Raw genomic sequence first — 18,740 nt, 5'->3', positions numbered from 1 at the left:
GGCCGGGCGACGCCACAGCGGTGCACGCCGCGCAACGGCCGGCAGCCGCGCAACAGCAGAGTTACGACAACCCCAGGAGTTCCGAAGTGAGCCGTCTCACGGCCGAGCATGTCACCCTCGCCTACGACCAGCGGGTCATCGCCGAGAACCTCTCGGTCGCCATCCCCGACCAGTCCTTCACGGTCATCGTCGGCCCGAACGCCTGCGGCAAGTCCACGCTGCTGCGCGCGCTCTCGCGGATGCTCAAGCCGGCCACGGGGTCGGTGCTGCTGGACGGCTCCGCCATCTCCTCGCTGCCGGCCAAGAAGGTCGCCAGGACGCTCGGGCTGCTGCCGCAGTCCTCGATCGCACCGGACGGCATCACCGTCGCCGACCTGGTGGCGCGCGGCCGCTACCCGCACCAGGGGCTGCTGCGGCAGTGGTCGGCCGATGACGAGCGGATCGTCCAGGAGTCGATGGCGGCCACCGGGATCGCCGAGCTGGCCGACCGCTATGTCGACGAGCTCTCCGGCGGGCAGCGGCAGCGGGTGTGGATCGCGATGGCGCTCGCCCAGCAGACACCGCTGTTCCTGCTCGACGAGCCGACGACGTATCTGGACATCCAGCACCAGATCGAGGTGCTGGACCTGTGCGCCGAGCTGCACGAGGAGCAGGGCCGGACGCTGGTCGCGGTGCTGCACGACCTCAACCACGCGGCCCGTTACGCGACCCATCTGATCGCCATGAAGGACGGCGCCGTCGTCGCCGAGGGCGCGCCCTCCGACATCGTCACGGCGGAGCTGGTGGAACGGGTCTTCGGGCTCAGCTGCCAGATCATCGAGGACCCGGAGAGCGGCACCCCGCTGGTCGTCCCGGCCGCCCGCAAGCCCCGTAAGGGCGGCACCGGAAGCGGCCGGGCGTCGGCGGAGAAGCCGGAGCGGGCCGGGGACACCGCGAAGGGCGAGGCTGCAACTACAGCAGTGTCCTGAGCCGCAGCAGGTCGCGCAGGCCGGCCTCCAGCTTGACGCGACCGCTGCCCCAGGCCTTGGCGAAGTTCAGCTTGCCGTCGACCAGGTCGACGAGGTCGTCACCGGCCATGGACAGGCGGATCTCGGCCTTGTGCGGAGGCGGGCCGGGGACGCTGGCCACATCCTGGATGGCGCCGTGGGACAGCCGCCCGAGGAAGGTCACGTCGAGGTCCGTGATGCGGCAGCTGAGCGAACGGTCGAACGCGGCTGCGCTGCGGACGTTGCCGTCCGCCGAGGAAAGATTCTGGGCCAGCCGGTCGAGAGCGGCACGGCACTGGTCGAGGGTTGCCATCGTGATCGACGATACGCCAGGTCGGGGACGGCTCGTTCGTCCTTGTCAGCCTTCGCCAAGGTAGCGTCGGAGGCATGGAACAGCCGATGTCCGGCCCGGAGCCGGAGGCGCCCGCGGAAGCCGCGCCGGAGCCGGACGGTCACACCCGGCCGGACGCCGCGGCGGAGCCGGGCGGACCCGCCGGGCCGCAGCCGATCGGAGTGGGGACGACACCGACCGGTGAGGCCGCGGTCGACACCGCGCTGCGCCGTCTCGCCGATGCGGACCACCTCCCCGCGAGCGGACACCTGCGGGTGTACGAGGATGTGCATCGTGGGCTGCGCGATGTGCTGGCCGGTCTCGACCAGCACCCCGGGCCGCCCGCACCTTCCCCGACTTTCTCGACGCCGCACGACAACAGGAGCTGAACCACAGGTGGCAGGAGTGGCACGACGCCGACTCGACGCGGAGCTGGTGCGCCGCAAGCTGGCCCGTTCGCGCGAGCACGCGAGCCAGCTGATCGCCGCGGGCCGGGTGACCGTCGGCGGTGCGACCGCGACCAAACCGGCCACCCAGGTGGAGACCAGCGCGGCGGTGGTCGTACGCGAGGACGAGGGCGACCCCGACTATGTCTCGCGCGGCGGGCACAAGCTCGCCGGTGCCCTTGCCGCCTTCGTGCCGCTCGGTCTGAAGACCGAGGGCCGGCGGGCGCTGGACGCGGGCGCCTCGACCGGTGGTTTCACCGATGTCCTGCTGCGCGCCGGTGCGGATCATGTCGTCGCCGTCGACGTCGGATACGGACAGCTCGCCTGGTCGTTGCAGAGCGATGAGCGGGTCACCGTGAAGGACCGCACCAACGTGCGCGAGCTGACCCTCGAACAGATCGACTCCCAGCCCGTCGATCTCATCGTCGGCGATCTCTCGTTCATTCCGCTGGGGCTCGTGCTGCCCGCGCTGGCGCGGTGCGCGGCGCCCGACGCGGACCTGGTGCTGATGGTCAAGCCGCAGTTCGAGGTCGGCAAGGAGCGGCTGGGCAGCGGCGGGGTGGTGCGCAGCGCGGAGCTGCGGGCCGAGGCGGTACGCGCTGTCGCGCGGCGGGCGGCAGAACTGGAATTTGGCGTACTTGGCGTAACTGCGAGCCCACTGCCTGGACCTTCCGGGAATGTCGAGTACTTTCTGTGGCTGCGCGCCGGGGCGCCTGCACTCGACCCGGCGGACGTCGACCGTGCAGTGGCGGAGGGGCCTCGTTGACCACTACCCAGGCAGTTGAAGGCAACGCAGCACACGAGAACACCGGAACCGCGCGGACGGTGTTCCTGCTCGCGCACACCGGCCGCCCCGCGGCCATCCGCAGCGCCGAACGCGTCGTCCAGGGGCTGCTGCGCAGCGGCATCGGGGTGCGGGTGCTGGCGGAGGAGGCGGCGGACCTGCCGCTGCCACCGTCGGTCGAGCGCGTCGAGTCGGAACAGTGCGCGGCCGAGGGCTGCGAACTGCTGGTGGTCCTGGGCGGGGACGGCACGCTGCTGCGCGGCGCGGACTTCGCCAGGACGTCCGGCGTCCCGATGCTCGGCGTCAACCTCGGCCGGGTCGGCTTCCTCGCGGAGGCCGAACGCGACGACCTCGACAAGGTCGTCGACCGGGTCGTCACCCGCGCCTACGAGGTCGAGGAGCGGATGACGATCGACGTCCTCGTACGCAACAACGGCAATGTCGTGCACACCGACTGGGCCCTGAACGAGGCGTCGGTGGAGAAGGCCGCGCGGGAGCGGATGCTGGAGGTCGTGACCGAGGTCGACGGCCGGCCCGTCTCGCGCTTCGGCGGCGACGGGGTGGTCTGCGCGACACCGACCGGCTCGACCGCGTACGCGTTCTCGGCCGGCGGTCCCGTGGTCTGGCCCGAGGTCGAGGCCCTGCTGATGGTTCCGATCAGCGCCCACGCCCTGTTCGCCAAGCCGCTGATCACCTCGCCGCGTTCCGTCCTGGCGGTGGAGGTCCAGCCCAAGACCCCGCACGGTGTCCTGTGGTGCGACGGCCGCCGCACCGTGGAACTCCCCGCGGGCGCCCGCGTAGAGGTCCGCCGCGGCGCCGTCCCCGTACGCCTTGCCCGTCTGCACCATGCCTCCTTCACGGACCGCCTGGTGGCCAAGTTCGCCCTCCCGGTAGCGGGGTGGCGGGGGGCGCCGCACTAGGACCTGCCCCGGCAGGTCATGGCCGGACAGTTCCCTGGATGTGCCTCCTGCCCCTGTACGTGCCTCCTGGGCGGGGCTTTCAGGGTTTGGGTGGGGCCTTCAGGGGGCGGGGCGTGACCGTTCTCCTCGTCGAGGCGACTTTGCATATCGACATATGGATCGAGTAGATCGCGCCGGGGAGCGGGGCGGCGGCCGTGCCCCGATGCTGTGGCCTGCCGGTCCGGCCCGCCGCGCGGTGGCCGGGAACGCCGTCTGAACGCCGTCCGCCGCGGTCGCAAGGAGCATCGCCATCGAAGCACGGGCAGCGGTCGCCGCACCCCGCGTCACCGCCCCTGCCTGGGCAAATGCGAGTGGTGTTCCGGTTCCGGCCCGGACGACGGCCACGCGGTACCGAAGGCGCCGGTCCACTCGACGGGAGCTCACCTCTCGTCCCGGACTGTGATCGGCCGGACGGCAGAGCGTGATCGCGCGCCATGAGGCAATCCGCCCGTTTTCCGCTGCGGTTTTCCGCAGGGTCGGGGGCAGGAGTGAGGGAGGCCGTCGCGGGGCGGCCCCCGGACCTCGTAAGGTCGTATCCGTGTTGGAGGAGATGCGGATCCGGTCCCTGGGTGTCATTGACGACGCCGTTGTCGAGCTTTCCCCGGGCTTCACGGCGGTGACCGGCGAGACGGGCGCGGGCAAGACCATGGTCGTCACCAGCCTCGGCCTGCTGCTCGGCGGGCGCGCCGACCCCGCCCTGGTGCGGATCGGCGCCAAGTCGGCGGTCGTGGAGGGCAGGATCAGCGTCGGCCCCCAGACCCCCGCTGCCGTACGGGCCGAGGAGGCCGGCGCGGAGCTGGACGACGGCGCGCTGCTGATCAGTCGCACGCTCTCCGCCGAGGGCCGTTCGCGCGCCCACGTCGGCGGCCGCTCCGTACCGGTCGGCCTGCTGGCGGAGTTGGCCGACGACCTGGTCGCCGTACACGGACAGACCGACCAGCAGGGCCTCCTGCGCCCGGCCCGGCAGCGCCAGGCCCTGGACCGCTACGCCGGGGACACGGTCGCCGTACCGCTCGCCAAGTACACCGCCGCCCACCGCAGACTGCGCGCCGTCGCCACCGAGCTGGACGAGCTGACGACCCGGGCCCGCGAGCGTTCACAAGAGGCCGATCTGCTGCGTTTTGGCCTCGACGAGATCGCGGAGGCCGAGCCGCAGCCCGGCGAGGACACCGAACTCGCCGCCGAAGCCGAGCGGCTCGGTCACGCCGAGGCACTGGCCTCCGCGGCGACCGCCGCGCATGCCGCGCTGGCCGGCAATCCAGAGGACCCCGAGGGCATCGAGGCCACCACCCTGGTCGCCGGCGCACACCGCGCGCTGGAGGCCGTACGCAGCCACGATCAGGAGCTGTCCGCGCTCGCCGAGCGGCTCGGCGAGATCGGCATCCTGATGGCGGACGTCGCAGGTGAGCTGGCCAGCTACGCGGACGGTCTGGACGCCGACCCGTTGCGGCTCGCCGCGGTCGAGGAGCGCCGTGCCGCGCTGAACCATCTGACCCGCAAATACGGACAGGACATCGCGGCGGTGCTGGCCTGGTCCGAGGAGAGCGCCGGCCGGCTCGCCGAACTGGACGGCGACGACGACCGGATCGGTGAACTGGCCGCCGAGCGCGACGCGCTCCGTGCCGAACTGGGCGAACTGGCACAAACGTTGACCGATGCCCGCACGGCGTCCGCGAAGCGTTTCGCCGATGCGGTCACCGCCGAACTGGCCGAGCTGGCTATGCCGCACGCCCGTGTGACCGTCGAGATCCGCCAGACCGAGGTCGCGGAGGACGCCGACGGCATCGAGGTCGGCGGCCGCACCGTGGCCTACGGACCGGCCGGTGCCGACGAGGTCGAGCTTCTGCTGGCCCCGCATCCGGGCGCGCCGCCCCGGCCGATCGCCAAGGGGGCGTCCGGCGGTGAGCTCTCCCGGGTGATGCTCGCCGTCGAGGTGGTCTTCGCCGGTTCCGACCCCGTACCGACCTACCTGTTCGACGAGGTCGACGCGGGGGTGGGCGGCAAGGCGGCCGTCGAGGTCGGCAGGCGGCTGGCCAGGCTCGCGAAGTCGGCGCAGGTCGTGGTCGTCACGCACCTCCCGCAGGTCGCGGCGTTCGCGGACCGTCAGCTCCTCGTGGCGAAGACGAACGACGGATCGGTCACCAGGAGCGGTGTCAAGGTGCTGGAGGGCGAGGAGCGGGTCCGCGAACTCTCCCGGATGCTGGCCGGCCAGGAGGACTCCGAAACGGCCCGCGCGCACGCCGAGGAGCTGCTGGAGACGGCGCGTACGGGCAGCTGAGCGCTCGGCGGGAAGTGCCGTGAGGTGCTGTGAGGTGCTGTGAGGTGCTGTGAGGTGCTGTGAGTCGGCTGTGGCTGGGCCTGGGCCTGGGACTGGGGGCTGTGGCTGGGGCTACGGCGTGCGGGGGAGGCCGGTGGCCGGCCATGGGGTACGCGCGGGCGGAGGCCGTGTCCGGGCCGCCGCGTGACCGGGTGGTTCTCGCCCCTAGGGTGACGGGAGTTGAGCGCGGCAGGGCGCCGGGCGAGGGGAGCGACATGGTGGCGGTGGCGGGCAACAAGGTGCTGGGGCGGATCTCGGCGCTCTTGGGGGCGGCAGGGGCGACCAGGGCCACCTACACGGCGCTGAGGAAGCGGCCGCCAGGTGGTGCCGTCCGGTGGGAGCGGAAGAACTATGCCGGCCGGACCGTGCACCTCCACGCAGGACTCGCGACGGCCGCCGGTACCGCGCTCGCCGCCGCCACCGCACCACGGCTGCCCGCCCGGACCCGTACGGCCGCGGCGCTGGCGGTGCTGGCCGCCGGGGGCTGCGGGGCGTACGACGACGTCTTCGGGGCCGACGACCCCCGCCGCGGATTCCGGGCGCACCTCTCGGCACTCAAGGACGGAGAAGTCACCACCGGAGCCGTGAAGCTGTTCGGGATCGGTGCCGCCGGGCTCGCGGCCGGTGCCCTCCTCAAGGAGCGCCCGGCCGACAAGCTGCTGGCCGGTGTGGTGATCGCGGGCTCGGCCCATCTGGTGAACCTCCTGGACGTCCGGCCGGGCCGGGCGGTAGGCGCCGTACTGGCCCTCGGTGCTCCCGGCCTGCTGCGCCGTGGTCCGGCGGGACCGCTGTCCGCCGCACCCATAGGGGCTGCGGCAGCCGTCCTCGGCGACGACCTCGGGGAGCGCACGATGATCGGGGACGCCGGGGCGCACGCCCTCGGCGCGGCGCTCGGCCTCGCCATCGTCACGGGAAACGACCGCCGCGGACTGGCCGCGCACGCCGCGGGTCTGATCGCCGCCGCGGCAGCGGGGGACCGCGTCAGCCGGACAGCCGCAGCGATCTGAGGCGCGAACGGGGGCCGAGGCTGCGGGCTGTCCCCCCTTCCTGCGCATCACGCTGCCCTACGCTTCCATCCCCACCTGCCCGCCATCCTCTGCTGCCACTCCCGTACTCCCCACATGCCCCGCCGCCCTCTGCTGTCATGCCCGTACTCCCCACATGCCCCGCCGCCCTCTGCTGTCATGCCCGTACTCCCCACCCTCTGCCGCCCCTCCCACGCCCTCCGAGCGCTCCTTCCCCATAGCCCATCGATTCGGGTGAACACCGGGCGCTCCGGACAGCAGCGCACGCGCCCCCTGTCGCGGCGCAGGCGCACTCCAGGGAGCGGACTCACTCGAAAGAGCCGGTAACCCGCGCGGGCGGTTTGTCGCCCATGTGGGTGATCTGGCGGGCGCTGGGGTGAGACTTCCCACCGGAACGGCGGGCCGACGGTGCCGAATTGGCGTCGCCGGGCTGGCATCCTGGGCGCGGTGCGCAGTCGCGGGCGTGCTCGCCCCGTCCCGCCCCTCCGCCGGGAAGCGGACGGGTCCCCGTCGCGCGTCTCAGCACCCTGTAGTAAACGGACCGACCCGCCGGTACGGCCCGTCCCGCCCCGACCCAGGAGCCCGACCACGTGATCAGCACCCCGACCTCGGCGCACGGGTTGTCGCCGCTGCGCACGGTCCAGGTGCTGGGGCACGGCAGCGCCGGCAGCGCGGCACATGTCCGCTCGCTGGCCGAGGGGCTGGTCGCGCGCGGGGTACGGGTGACCGTCTGTGCCACTCCGGAGACCGAGGAGGCCTACGACTTCACCGGCGCGGGCGCGCGGTTCGTGCCCGTCCCTCCGCGGACGGATCCGGCGAGCGTGGCCTCGCTGCGCAGCGCCTGCTGGGATGCCGACCTCGTCCATGCGCACGGTCTGCGGGCCGGCCTGCGCGCCTCGATGGCATTGCGCGGACTGCGCGGCCCCCGGGGCGGGCGTCGGGTTCCGCTGGTCATCACCTGGCACACCAAGGCACACCTCGAGGGCGCGCGGGCCGGGCTGGTGCATCTGACGGAGCGGCGGGTGGCGCGGGCCGCCGCCGTCGTCCTGGGAGCCTGCTCCGACCTCGTGGACCGGGCGCGCGAGCGGGGCGCGCGGGACGCACGGCTCGCGCCGGTCGCGATTCCCCGCCCCCGGTCGGGCGGTGCACCGGCCGAGCCGGAGAGCCATGACCGGATGCGTCACAAGGAGCGGGCCGAACTGGGCGCGATGGACCGCCCGTTGTTGCTCGCGGTCGGCCGTCTCGACCCGGCGCAGGGGCACGACCTGCTGCTGGACGCCGCGCACGCCTGGTGTGCGCTCGACCCGCAGCCGCTGGTCGCCATCGCGGGGGAGGGGGAGCAGCGGGCCGCGCTACAGCGGCGGATCGACGTCGAGCAGCTGCCCGTCCAGCTGCTCGGCCGTCGCGACGATGTGCCCGAACTCCTCGCCGCCGCCGACCTGGTGGTACTGCCCAGCAGGTGGGAGGCGCGCTCGCTGATCGCCCAGGAGGCGCTGCGGGCCGGGGTGCCGCTGGTCGCCACCGACACCGGAGGCACCCGCGAACTGGTCGGCCGGGCCGCGGAACTGGTCCGTTACGGCGACGCCGCCGCCCTGGCCCGTACAGTCCGTGCGCTCCTCGCCGACCCCGCACGACGGGACGCGCTCGCCGCGGCGGGCCGCGCCCAGGCGGCCGGCTGGCCCAGCGAGAACGACACCGTCACCCAGGTGCTCAGCGTCTACGACGAGTTGACCCAGCCGATTCAGCCCGTCTAGGGGATCTCACCCTGCTCTCCGTGGGCCTGCGACGCTCCCCCCGGCTCACACTGGGAGATGCCCCCAGTCCCTGCCCCGCTAAGGCTTCTCCGTATGCCGTCTCGCGCGCAGGGCCAGGCGCAGGCCCAGGACCGTCTGCGGATCGTCCAGGTCGGTGCCCAGCAGCTGAGCGATGCGGGCCAGCCGGTCGTACAGCGTCTGCCGGTTCACGTTCAGGTCGCGGGCGGTCTCGGCCTTGCGGCCCGCGCTGGCCAGGTAGGCCTCCAGCGTCGGCAGCAGCGGCTGACGGGCGCCCCGGTCGTGGACGAGCAGCGGCCCGATGGCGCGTTCCACGAAGTCGGTGAGCATGCCCTGGTCGCCGTGTTCGCGCATCCGCCACAGCAACAGCTCGATGTCCAGCCGGCGGGCGTCGTACCAGAGCTGTTCCGGCAGTCCCTGGGCCGAGGCCGCGGCCTCCGCGGCATGCCGCAGACCGGGCCCGGCCGCCGCCCAGTCGCCCGGCGTACCGACGACGACCACCGGGCGGTGCGCGGCCGGCCGGTCCAGGCCCGCGCGGACGACTCCGGCGCGCAGCGCCTCGGCGATCCGGTCGGCGAGCGCCTCGCGGTCCTGGCCCGCGCGGAGCGAGACGAGCAGCGGGACCCGGTTCTCCACGGGGCGTACGCCGAGGAGTACGGGCACCCCGGGGGCGGCGAGTTCCTCGCGCAGGGCCTGGGCGAGCAGCGCCCAGCTGCCGGGGGAAGGGAGGCCGGCCGGCAGCCGCATCACCACCGGCAGCACGGGTTCCGCCCCGGGACGGAAGCCCAGCAGGCGGGCCTGGGCGGGCGCCTCGGACGCGGAGATCCGGCCCTCCGCCAGGTCGGCGAGGAAGTCGCCGCGGCCGCGGGCGGCGAGCACCTCCTCCTGGCGGGACTGGAGCATGACCACGGCGAGGAGGTCGGCGGCGCGCTCGGCGGCGATCCGGTGCACCGGCGCCAGGGGGGCGTTGACGGGCAGCAGGACGAGCCGGGCGCGGACCGCGTCGGGGCCGTGGCCGCCGCCGGGGACGTCGATGCGTACGCCGGTGTCGCGCAGGCCCTCCCAGGCCAGCAGCGGATCGGCGTCCGCGGGGCCGCCGTCGTCGTCGCTCTCCGGCCCCGCCGCGTACAGCGGGCTGCCGTCGGGGGCCTCCAGGCAGAGCGGGTTGCCGGTGAAAACGGCCAGCAGCCGCAGTACCTCGGGGGCGCCGCCGCCGCGCAGCAGCACGTCGGTGCAGCGCCGCAGGATCTCGTCGGCGCGCCGCAGCAGTGCGTAGTGGCTGTTGATGATCTCGGTGTGGATCGCTTCGGTGACCGTGACGTACGGGACCTCGCGGTGCAGCTGGATCAGCGGGAGCCCGCTGTCCCGTGCGGCGTCGACCAACGCGGCGGGCAGCGATTCGAAACGGGAGCCGAGCTCCACGACGAGAGCTGCGATCTCGCGGTCCGCGAGCTTACGGATGAAGGCGCGCTGCTCGGACGGCCGGGCACCCAGCCCGAGACCGGTGGTCAGCAGCAGCTCGCCGCCCTTGAGCAGCGAGGCGATATGCGGGACCTCGCCCGCGTGCACCCAGCGCACCGGGCGGTCCAGCCGGTCGCCGCCGGCCAGCACCTCCGGCAGACCGCGTCGCAGCGCGGGCAGCTCCAGCGCCCTGCGTACCGTGATCTCGGCTTCGATCTTCGCTTCCGGCCCCATGGCGTGGAACGGTACCCGTAGTCCGCTATCCGGAGCCGTCTGGTCCGGATAGCGGCCCGCCGCTTACGCCGACTCCCGTACCACCAGCCGCGCCTGGGTGATCACCGGCGCAAGCCCCGCCGCGCCCCGAGCCTCCTCCGCCCCGGGCGATCCCTCTGTCCCTGGGCCCTTGCGCGGATCCAGCAACCGCAGCAGCAACCGGGCCATCAGCCGTCCCATCTCCTCCACGTCCTGCCGCACCGTGGTCAGCGGGGGATCCGCCCAGGCCGCCGGCTCCAGATCGTCGTAGCCGACCACCGCCACGTCGTCCGGCACCCGTCGCCCGCGGGCCCGCAGGGTGCGCAGCGCGCCGTTCGCCATCAGGTCGGAGCAGGCGAAGACGGCGTCCAGGTCCGGGGCGGCATCGAGAAGCTCGGCCATGGCCCGCTCGCCGCCCCCGGCGGTGAACCCGCCGTCCGCGATCAGCCGCGGATCCGGCTCCGTGCCCAGCGCCTCGCGGTAGCCGTCGAGCCGGTCCACCGCCGAGGTCTGGTCGAGCGGACCGGTGATCACGGCGATCCGGCGGCGGCCGCGGCCGAGGAGATGGCGTACGGCCTGGCGGGCGCCGCCGCGGTTGTCGGTGTCGACGTACAGCGGCCGCGGCGCCCGGCCGGCGCCCGCCCAGTCGGGCCGGCCGCCGTAGACGGTGGGCAGTCCGGCGCGCTCGGCCATGGCGGGCAGCGGGTCGTCGCGGTGCAGCGAGAACATCAGCGCGCCGTCGACATGCCCGGCCGACAGATAGCGGCCGATGCGGTCGTAGTCGTCGCGGTGCTCGACGAACATCAGCAGGAGCTGGGTGTCGGCGGCGGCCAGTTCGCGGCTGATGCCCCGTAGTTGGCGTCCGAAGAACGGATCGCTGAAGACTCTGGTCTCCGGCTCCGCGATGACCACGGCGACCGCTCCCGTGCGGCGGGTGACCAGGGAGCGGGCCGCACTGTTCGGTACGTAGCCCAGTTCGGCCACCGCCTGGCGGACCCGTTCCTGGACCGCGGCCCGTACGCCCGCACCGCCGTTGACCACGCGGGACACCGTTGCGCGGGAGACCCCGGCGAGCGCCGCCACCGCCTCCAGCGTCGGTCGTGGACCGTTCGGCTCAGACACCACACAACTCCTTTTTCCATACGGCGACTTGACGGTGTGCCGTCGAGTCGGCAGGGTTCACAGCGCACGATATGAGAGCGCTCTCACGACGGACCTCCCCACGGAACTCCTCACTCCCCCCACTGCATCGAGGAGAGAATGTCATGAGCATGAGAAATCGGCCGGGTAGTCGGATACAAGAGCGGCTGCCGAAACGGCCGGAGGAACGGCGGAAGAGGCGGGCGGGCCTCCTGCTCCTCGCCGCGAGCACCGCACTCGTCAGCACCTGTGCGCTCACCCTCCCGACGGCGTCGGCCGAAGAGGCGGACCCCGCCCCGCACGCCGCCCCCGCCCCGCACGCCGCCCCCACCGCCTTCCAGGAAGTCTGGCGTACGGACTTCGACGGCGCCGCCGGATCACGCCCCTCCGCCGACGACTGGATCACCGACACCGGCACCGGCTACCCCGGAGGCCCCTCCAATTGGGGCACCGGCGAGCGCGAGACCTACACCGACCGCCCCGAGAACCTCCAGCTCGACGGCGCGGGCCATCTGAAGATCACGGCCTTGAAGGACGGAGCCACCTGGACCTCGGGCCGTATCGAGACCCGGCGCACCGACTTCGCGGCCCCGGCCGGCGGCAGGCTCCGCATCGAGGCGAGCATCCGGATGCCCGAGGTCTCCGGTGACGGCGCGCTCGGCTACTGGCCGGCGTTCTGGACGCTGGGTGCCGAGTACCGCGGCAACTACGGGAACTGGCCGGGCATCGGCGAGTTCGACATCATGGAGAACGTCAACGGCATCAACAAGGTCTGGGGCACGCTGCACTGCGGCGTCAACCCCGGTGGGCCGTGCAACGAGACCCAGGGCAAGGGCAGTTCCCGTGAGTGCCCGGGCAGCGCCTGCCAGGCCGGATTCCACACCTACGCGCTGGAGCTCGACCGCACCGACGGCGCCGCGGAGTCGCTGAACTGGTACGTCGACGGACAGCAGTTCCACACCGTGCACTCCTCCGAGACGGACGCCGACACCTGGGCGAAGGCCACCCACCACGGCCACTTCCTGCTGCTCAACCTCGCGATGGGCGGCGGCTTCCCGGACGGGGTCGCGGGCTTCGCCACCCCCACCGACGCCACCCGGCCCGGCGGCTCCCTCCTCGTCGACCATGTCGCGGTCTCCGTCCAGCAGCCCGGTCAGGCCCGTACCGCCCGGCCCTCCCACCGCACCGCCCCGCAAGGAGCCACCTCATGATCACTCGCCGCAGCCTGCTCGGCGGCCTCGCCGCCGGCGCCGCCACCGCCTCCGGAATCGCCCTGGCCGGCCGCGCGACCGGCGCCACCGCCCCGGCCGCAGGCTCCGCCCGGACCGGCCGGGCCGCCGCCGGGATGCCCCTGCACCTCGTCAACAACTCCGGCGCGTACGCCAACTCCTCGGTCTGGATCTACATCGTCGGCAATGACGGCACCCAGCAGGTGCACGTCACCCCGGAAGGCGAACCCAAGCCCGTCGCCCTGGCCGACAACGGCCCGGACGGTTTCACCGACTACGCCATCCCGCTCGCCGCCGCCGGCACCACGACCCTCCAGCTGCCGTACATGTCCGGCCGGATCTACACCGCGCTGGGCGGCAAGCTCAAGTTCAAGGCGGTCCAGGACGGCAACGGCAAGGCCGCCCTCGCCTACCCGGCGGGCTGGGTCTCCGGCGACCCCAACTACGACGTCCTGCACGACTGCGCCGAGTTCACGTACAACTCCGGCGGGATGTACTGCAACACCACCATGGTCGACATGTTCAGCGTCCCGCTCGCGATCAAGCTCACCGGGGCCAAGGAACAGACCACCGGCACGCTCAAGGACGGCGCCCGCGCCAAGATCTTCTCCGATGTCAGGGCCGCCGACGGCTTCGGCCGCCTGGTCATCGACGACAAGCGGGTCATCGCCCCCGGCCACGGCCTGGACAGCGGACTGTTCGACAGGGACTACTTCGCCCCGGCCGTCGACGAGGCCTGGTCCGCCTACGCGGGCAAGGACCTGACCGTCACCACCGACGCGGGCACCTTCACCGGCCGGGTCAGCGGCGGAAAACTCTCCTTCACGGTCCCCCAAGGCCTTAAGGGCCAGGGAGGTGCCCCCACCAAGACAATCTCCTTCGACAAACCGTCCACCCGCGATGTCCTCTTCTGCGACGGCACCCTCGCGGCCCCCAACGACGGCACCCTCGGCCCGGTCGCCGCCATACTGGGCGCCGCCCTCAACCGCTCCACCCTCACCTCGCAGGCACACCAGCCCACCACCGACCCGGCCGCCTTCTACCAGCAGCGGCTGACCAACCACTACGCCCGGGCCATGCACGCCGCGACGCGGGACGGCAAGGCGTACGGCTTCGCCTTCGACGACGTCGCCGGCTTCGCCTCGTACATCGAGGACGGCGCCCCGAAGGAGATCACCCTCACCCTGACCCCCTTCTGACACAGAAATGTGGTGCCACCCGAAAGACGGGCGGCACCACAGAACTCCGGGAGGATAGCCCGCCGAAGGGCGGGCTATCCTCCGTAGGCCCCGCTGGCCGTCAGCCGCAGCGCGGTGTCGATCAGCGGAACATGGCTGAAGGCCTGCGGGAAGTTGCCCACCTGCCGCTGGGCCTTGGGGTCCCACTCCTCGGCGAGCAGCCCCAGGTCGTTGCGGAGCGAGAGCAGCTTCTCGAAGAGCTTGCGGGCCTCGTCCACCCGGCCGATCATCGCCAGGTCGTCGGCGAGCCAGAAGGAGCACGCCAGGAAGGCGCCCTCCTCACCCTCCAGACCGTCCACCCCGAGATCGTCCGCACCGGACGTCGGGTAGCGCAGCACGAAGCCGTCCTCGGTGGACAGCTCCCGCTGGATCGCCTCGATGGTGCCGATGACGCGCTTGTCGTCCGGCGGCAGAAAGCCCATCTGCGGGATCAGCAGCAGCGAGGCGTCCAGCTCCTGCGAGCCGTAGGACTGGGTGAAGGTGTTGCGTTCCTTGTCGTAGCCGTTCTCGCAGACATCCCGGTGGATCGTCTCGCGCAGGTCCTTCCAGCGCTCCAGCGGGCCGTCGACGTCCCCGGACTCGATCAGCTTGACCGTGCGGTCGACCGCGACCCAGGTCATGACCTTGGAGTGCACGAAGTGACGGCGCGGGCCGCGGACCTCCCAGATGCCCTCGTCCGGCTCGTCCCAGTGCTTCTCCACCCACTGGATCAGCTTGAGCTGGAGCAGCGAGGCGTAGTCGTTGCGGGCCAGGCCCGTCATGTGCGCCAGGTGCAGCGCCTCGGTGACCTCGCCGTACACATCGAGCTGGAGCTGTCCGGCGGCGCCGTTGCCGACCCGCACCGGACGGGAATTCTCGTATCCGGGGAGCCAGTTGAGCTCGTTCTCGCCCAGTTCCCGCTCACCGGCGATGCCGTACATGATCTGGAGGTTCTCCGGATCACCGGCCACCGCCCGCAGCAGCCACTCCCGCCACGCCCGCGCCTCTTCGCGGTAGCCGGTGCGCAACAGGGAGGACAGCGTGATCGCGGCGTCCCGGAGCCAGGTGAAGCGGTAGTCCCAGTTGCGTACGCCGCCCAGGCACTCCGGCAGCGAGGTCGTCGGCGCCGCCACGATCCCGCCGGTCGGCGCGTACGTCAGCGCCTTGAGCGTGATCAGCGAGCGCACCACCGCATCCCGGTAGGGACCGTGATACGTGCAGTGCTCGACCCACTCGCGCCAGAACTCCTCGGTGGCCTCCAGCGAGCCCTCCGGGTCCGCGACGGCCGGCGGCGGCTTGTGCGACGGCTCCCAGCTGATCGTGAACGCGATCCGCTCACCCGGCGAGACGGTGAAGTCGGAGAACGTCGTCAGATCCTTGCCGTACGTCTCCGCCGCGGTGTCCAGCCACACCGAATCGGGGCCCGCGACCGCGACCGTACGGTCGTCGATCTTGTGCACCCAGGGCACGACCCAGCCGTAGGAGAACCGCATCCGCAGCTGCGAGCGCATCGGCACACGGCCGCTGACGCCTTCCACGATGCGGATCAGCTGCGGCGCGCCATCACGCGGCGGCATGAAGTCGATCACGCGGACCGTGCCGCGCGGGGTGTCCCACTCCGATTCCAGGACCAGCGAATCGCCCCGGTAGCGCCGGCGGTCGGCCGGTGCGGGCCGGCCCCCGGGGCCGTTGACCGGCCCCATCCGCCAGAATCCGTGTTCCTCCGTGCCCAGCAGCCCTGCAAAGACCGCCGGGGAGTCGAAGCGGGGCAGACACAGCCAGTCCACTGTGCCGTCCCTGCACACTAGAGCGGCGGTTTGCATATCGCCGATAAGTGCGTAGTCCTCGATGCGCCCGGCCACGTGCATCTCCCGTCGAACTGGAGTCACGCCCCCCATGGGACGTTGTGATCTGTCCGTCCTGCCCATGAAACGTCGCCGAGCAGCGGGACCGGAAATCGGGCGGGGGTGGTGCCTTCCCGGACGGCTCGTTGCGAGTGTCCGAGCAGGATACGACGCACGTCGGTGATCCGCGCGACCCTCGCGACGAGTGAGGCGGTCCAAATGGGTGGCCTCCGTCACGTGACAGCGTCACCCGGGCAGCTGCTGCCAGGTTCGCATGTGTGGCCGGACACGACCATGCCCGGTCGCTGATAGCCTGGTACCCCGTGGACCGGTGGGACGCAGATAGATGTCACGGCAGAAGTCACGGCACCCCCGAACCGCAGCGACGGCACCCTGAATCACCAGGCCCCACGCCGCATCGCACCTCTCCACCTCGCGACCACGGGAGCTCCCTCTTGGCCATGCCGCCCAAATCCACGACGACCAAGCACCTCTTCGTCACCGGGGGCGTCGCCTCCTCGCTGGGCAAGGGGCTCACCGCCTCCAGCCTGGGTGCTCTCCTCAAGGCGCGCGGCCTGCGGGTCACGATGCAGAAGCTCGACCCGTACCTGAACGTCGACCCGGGAACGATGAACCCGTTCCAGCACGGCGAGGTCTTCGTCACCAACGACGGAGCCGAGACCGACCTGGACATCGGCCACTACGAGCGATTCCTGGACGTCGACCTCGACGGCTCCGCGAACGTGACCACCGGCCAGGTCTACAACACCGTGATCGCCAAGGAGCGCCGCGGCGAGTACCTCGGTGACACCGTGCAGGTCATCCCGCACATCACCAACGAGATCAAGCACCGCATCCGGCGGATGGCGACCGAGGACGTCGACGTCGTCATCACCGAGGTCGGCGGCACCGTCGGCGACATCGAGTCGCTGCCGTTCCTGGAGACGGTCCGCCAGGTCCGCCATGAGGTCGGCCGCGACAACGTCTTCGTCGTGCACATCTCGCTGCTCCCCTACATCGGCCCGTCCGGTGAGCTGAAGACCAAGCCGACCCAGCACTCGGTCGCGGCGCTGCGCAACATCGGTATCCAGCCCGACGCGATCGTGCTGCGCGCCGACCGCGAGGTCCCGACCGCCATCAAGCGCAAGATCTCGCTGATGTGCGACGTCGACGAGGCCGCGGTCATCGCCTGCCCGGACGCGCCGTCGATCTACGACATCCCGAAGGTCGTGCACGCCGAGGGCCTGGACGCCTTCATCGTGCGCAAGCTGGACCTGCCGTTCCGCGATGTGGACTGGACCCAGTGGGCGGACCTGCTGGACCGCGTCCACAACCCCGACCACGAGGTCAAGGTCGCGCTGGTCGGCAAGTACATCGACCTGCCGGACGCCTACCTCTCGGTCACCGAGGCGCTGCGAGCCGGCGGCTTCGCGAACAAGACCCGCGTGAAGCTGAAGTGGGTCACCTCCGACGACTGCAAGACCCCGGCCGGCGCCGCCGAGCAGCTCGCGGACTGCGACGCCGTCTGCATCCCCGGCGGCTTCGGCGACCGCGGTGTGGACGGCAAGGTCGGCGCGATCACCTACGCCCGGGAGAAGCAGCTCCCGCTGCTCGGCCTGTGCCTGGGCCTCCAGTGCGTGGTCATCGAGGCGGCCCGCAACCTGGCCGGTATCGCGGGCGCGAACTCCACCGAGTTCGACCCGGCCGCCGCCGACCCGGTCATCTCCACGATGGCCGAGCAGATGGACATCGTCGCCGGTGAGGGCGACATGGGTGGCACGATGCGGCTGGGCATGTACCCCGCCAAGCTCGCCGAGGGCTCCATCGTCCGTGAGGTCTACGACGACCAGCCGTACGTCGAGGAGCGCCACCGCCACCGCTACGAGGTCAACAACGCCTACCGCGCCGAGCTGGAGAAGAAGGCCGGGCTCCAGTTCTCCGGCACCTCCCCGGACAACAAGCTCGTCGAGTACGTCGAGTACCCGCGCGAGACGCACCCCTACCTGGTCGCCACCCAGGCGCACCCGGAGCTGCGCTCCCGCCCGACCCGCCCGCACCCGCTCTTCGCCGGGCTGGTGAAGGCCGCGGTCGCGCGCAAGACGGGCACCGCGAAGTAAGAGCAAGCACGGCGGATACGGTTGCCGGGGTACGGCCTCTTCGAGGTCGTGCCCCGGTTTCTGCGTTGGGTACACGGCAACACACAGGAGGACGCGCCATGGCGATCAAGGACACCCCCGAGGAGTGGACGGTCACCGCGACCACGACGCCGTTCACCGGGAACAAGACCAGCGTGCGCACCGACGAGGTCGTCATGCCGGACGGCTCCACCGTGACGCGCGACTACCAGGTCCACCCCGGTTCCGTGGCCGTCGTCGCCCTCGACGACGAGGGCCGGGTGCTGGTGCTGCGCCAGTACCGCCACCCCGTGCGCCAGAAGCTGTGGGAGATCCCCGCCGGGCTGCTCGACATCCCCGGTGAGAACCCGCTGCACGCGGCGCAGCGCGAGCTGTACGAGGAGGCGCACGTCAAGGCCGAGGACTGGCGGGTGCTGACCGATGTGTACACCACGCCCGGCGGTTGTGACGAGGCTGTGAGGATCTTCCTCGCCCGGGGACTGTCCGAGGCCGAGGGGGAGCGCTTCGAGGTCTCCGAGGAGGAGGCCGACATGGAGCTGGCGCGGGTGTCGCAGGACGAGCTGGTCCGCGGAGCGCTCGCCGGTGATCTGCACAACAACTGCCTCGTCGTGGGCGTGCTGGCACTCGCCGTGGCCCGGCTCGGCGAGGGTCTGGACGCGCTGCGCCCGGCCGACGCGCCGTGGCCGGCCCGCCCCTTCGAGGCCTGAGCCGCCGCTCCGGCACGAGCCGGTCGGATGATCCACCGATCCGATCGGGTGACCCAACCGCCCTGCTCGGCAGGGCACGTGACGGCCCGTGAACTACGCTCGGCAGCGTCCGTCCCGGCGGCGGACGCGTACGCG

Annotated in this window: 15 protein-coding genes; 11 read left to right on the top strand and 4 right to left on the bottom strand. The window is 72.0% G+C overall.

Features of this window, described 5'->3' with window-relative positions; all coding sequences use genetic code 11:
- Window positions 1–86: 86 nt before the first annotated feature.
- Window positions 87–968: an ABC transporter ATP-binding protein gene (locus tag M8I34_RS22735; RefSeq protein WP_250051804.1), complete on the top strand. Its 882-nt coding sequence runs from the start codon at window positions 87–89 to the stop codon at window positions 966–968.
- Here the strand turns inward: M8I34_RS22735 and M8I34_RS22730 are convergent.
- A complete protein-coding gene (locus M8I34_RS22730; RefSeq protein ID WP_030078521.1) occupies window positions 952–1,299 on the bottom strand; it encodes an SCP2 sterol-binding domain-containing protein in 348 nt (115 codons plus the stop codon). The genes M8I34_RS22735 and M8I34_RS22730 overlap by 17 nt on opposite strands.
- A gap of 74 nt (window positions 1,300–1,373) precedes the next feature.
- Here M8I34_RS22730 and M8I34_RS22725 point away from each other — a divergent pair, with 74 nt between their 5' ends.
- The 6 genes from M8I34_RS22725 (at window position 1,374) to M8I34_RS22700 (ending at window position 8,602) form a co-directional block, all read left to right on the top strand.
- Window positions 1,374–1,706 (top strand): hypothetical protein, encoded by a 333-nt coding sequence (locus tag M8I34_RS22725; protein WP_250051802.1) that lies wholly within the window; start codon window positions 1,374–1,376, stop codon window positions 1,704–1,706.
- Window positions 1,707–1,713: 7 nt separating this feature from the next.
- Window positions 1,714–2,529, top strand: a complete 816-nt coding sequence (locus tag M8I34_RS22720; protein ID WP_250051800.1) for a TlyA family RNA methyltransferase — start codon at window positions 1,714–1,716, stop codon at window positions 2,527–2,529.
- A 59-nt stretch (window positions 2,530–2,588) separates the two neighbouring features.
- Entirely contained in the window at window positions 2,589–3,467 is an 879-nt protein-coding gene (locus M8I34_RS22715) for an NAD kinase (protein WP_030078527.1), read from the top strand.
- Between the two features lie 589 nt (window positions 3,468–4,056).
- A complete protein-coding gene (gene recN, locus M8I34_RS22710; RefSeq protein WP_250051840.1) occupies window positions 4,057–5,784 on the top strand; it encodes a DNA repair protein RecN in 1,728 nt (575 codons plus the stop codon).
- A 254-nt stretch (window positions 5,785–6,038) separates the two neighbouring features.
- Complete coding sequence (locus tag M8I34_RS22705; protein WP_250051796.1) at window positions 6,039–6,830, top strand: hypothetical protein; 792 nt, start codon at window positions 6,039–6,041, stop codon at window positions 6,828–6,830.
- Window positions 6,831–7,438: 608 nt separating this feature from the next.
- Window positions 7,439–8,602 carry a glycosyltransferase family 4 protein gene (locus M8I34_RS22700; RefSeq protein WP_250051794.1) on the top strand — a complete coding sequence of 388 codons (1,164 nt, stop codon included), beginning with the start codon at window positions 7,439–7,441 and terminating at the stop codon, window positions 8,600–8,602.
- Window positions 8,603–8,680: 78 nt separating this feature from the next.
- On the opposite strand, the gene M8I34_RS22695 is transcribed toward M8I34_RS22700, so the two are convergent.
- Together M8I34_RS22695 and M8I34_RS22690 are read right to left on the bottom strand one after the other, a co-directional pair.
- Window positions 8,681–10,315 carry a PucR family transcriptional regulator ligand-binding domain-containing protein gene (locus M8I34_RS22695; RefSeq protein ID WP_250051793.1) on the bottom strand — a complete coding sequence of 545 codons (1,635 nt, stop codon included), beginning with the start codon at window positions 10,313–10,315 and terminating at the stop codon, window positions 8,681–8,683.
- Between the two features lie 63 nt (window positions 10,316–10,378).
- Window positions 10,379–11,458, bottom strand: coding sequence for a LacI family DNA-binding transcriptional regulator (locus tag M8I34_RS22690; RefSeq protein WP_250051791.1), 1,080 nt, complete (start codon window positions 11,456–11,458; stop codon window positions 10,379–10,381).
- 140 nt (window positions 11,459–11,598) lie between these two features.
- Here M8I34_RS22690 and M8I34_RS22685 point away from each other — a divergent pair, with 140 nt between their 5' ends.
- Both M8I34_RS22685 and M8I34_RS22680 read left to right on the top strand, forming a co-directional pair.
- Window positions 11,599–12,684: a glycoside hydrolase family 16 protein gene (locus tag M8I34_RS22685; protein WP_250051789.1), complete on the top strand. Its 1,086-nt coding sequence runs from the start codon at window positions 11,599–11,601 to the stop codon at window positions 12,682–12,684.
- Window positions 12,681–13,901, top strand: a complete 1,221-nt coding sequence (locus M8I34_RS22680) for a beta-1,3-glucanase family protein (RefSeq protein ID WP_250051786.1) — start codon at window positions 12,681–12,683, stop codon at window positions 13,899–13,901. The genes M8I34_RS22685 and M8I34_RS22680 overlap by 4 nt, the downstream gene beginning before the upstream one ends.
- Window positions 13,902–13,975: 74 nt before the next feature.
- Here M8I34_RS22680 and M8I34_RS22675 read toward each other — a convergent pair whose 3' ends face one another.
- The gene (locus M8I34_RS22675) at window positions 13,976–15,787 is read right to left on the bottom strand and encodes a glycoside hydrolase family 15 protein (RefSeq protein ID WP_250051838.1); all 1,812 of its coding nucleotides are present in this window, start codon (window positions 15,785–15,787) and stop codon (window positions 13,976–13,978) included.
- A 437-nt stretch (window positions 15,788–16,224) separates the two neighbouring features.
- Between M8I34_RS22675 and M8I34_RS22670 the strand changes: the two genes are divergently transcribed.
- Window positions 16,225–17,880 (top strand): CTP synthase, encoded by a 1,656-nt coding sequence (locus M8I34_RS22670; protein ID WP_250051784.1) that lies wholly within the window; start codon window positions 16,225–16,227, stop codon window positions 17,878–17,880.
- 98 nt (window positions 17,881–17,978) lie between these two features.
- Entirely contained in the window at window positions 17,979–18,605 is a 627-nt protein-coding gene (locus tag M8I34_RS22665) for an NUDIX hydrolase (protein WP_250051782.1), read from the top strand.
- The last annotated feature ends 135 nt before the right edge of the window (window positions 18,606–18,740 follow it).

It is taken from the genome of Streptomyces sp. MCA2 (assembly GCF_023544705.1).
GTDB lineage: Bacteria > Actinomycetota > Actinomycetes > Streptomycetales > Streptomycetaceae > Streptomyces > Streptomyces decoyicus.
The sequence above is the reverse complement of the archived record's forward strand: the minus strand, read 5'-3'. Positions and strand labels throughout refer to the sequence as shown.

Bases quoted from the DNA above. Each gene is read 5' to 3' on its own strand.
- M8I34_RS22730 (WP_030078521.1), bottom strand. From the start codon at position 1,299: ATGGCAACCCTCGACCAGTGCCGTGCCGCTCTCGACCGGCTGGCCCAG.
- M8I34_RS22725 (WP_250051802.1), top strand. From the start codon at position 1,374: ATGGAACAGCCGATGTCCGGCCCGGAGCCGGAGGCGCCCGCGGAAGCC.
- recN (WP_250051840.1), top strand. From the start codon at position 4,057: ATGCGGATCCGGTCCCTGGGTGTCATTGACGACGCCGTTGTCGAGCTT.
- M8I34_RS22705 (WP_250051796.1), top strand. From the start codon at position 6,039: ATGGTGGCGGTGGCGGGCAACAAGGTGCTGGGGCGGATCTCGGCGCTC.
- M8I34_RS22695 (WP_250051793.1), bottom strand. From the start codon at position 10,315: ATGGGGCCGGAAGCGAAGATCGAAGCCGAGATCACGGTACGCAGGGCG.
- M8I34_RS22685 (WP_250051789.1), top strand. From the start codon at position 11,599: ATGAGCATGAGAAATCGGCCGGGTAGTCGGATACAAGAGCGGCTGCCG.
- M8I34_RS22680 (WP_250051786.1), top strand. From the start codon at position 12,681: ATGATCACTCGCCGCAGCCTGCTCGGCGGCCTCGCCGCCGGCGCCGCC.
- M8I34_RS22675 (WP_250051838.1), bottom strand. From the start codon at position 15,787: ATGCACGTGGCCGGGCGCATCGAGGACTACGCACTTATCGGCGATATG.
- M8I34_RS22670 (WP_250051784.1), top strand. From the start codon at position 16,225: ATGCCGCCCAAATCCACGACGACCAAGCACCTCTTCGTCACCGGGGGC.
- M8I34_RS22665 (WP_250051782.1), top strand. From the start codon at position 17,979: ATGGCGATCAAGGACACCCCCGAGGAGTGGACGGTCACCGCGACCACG.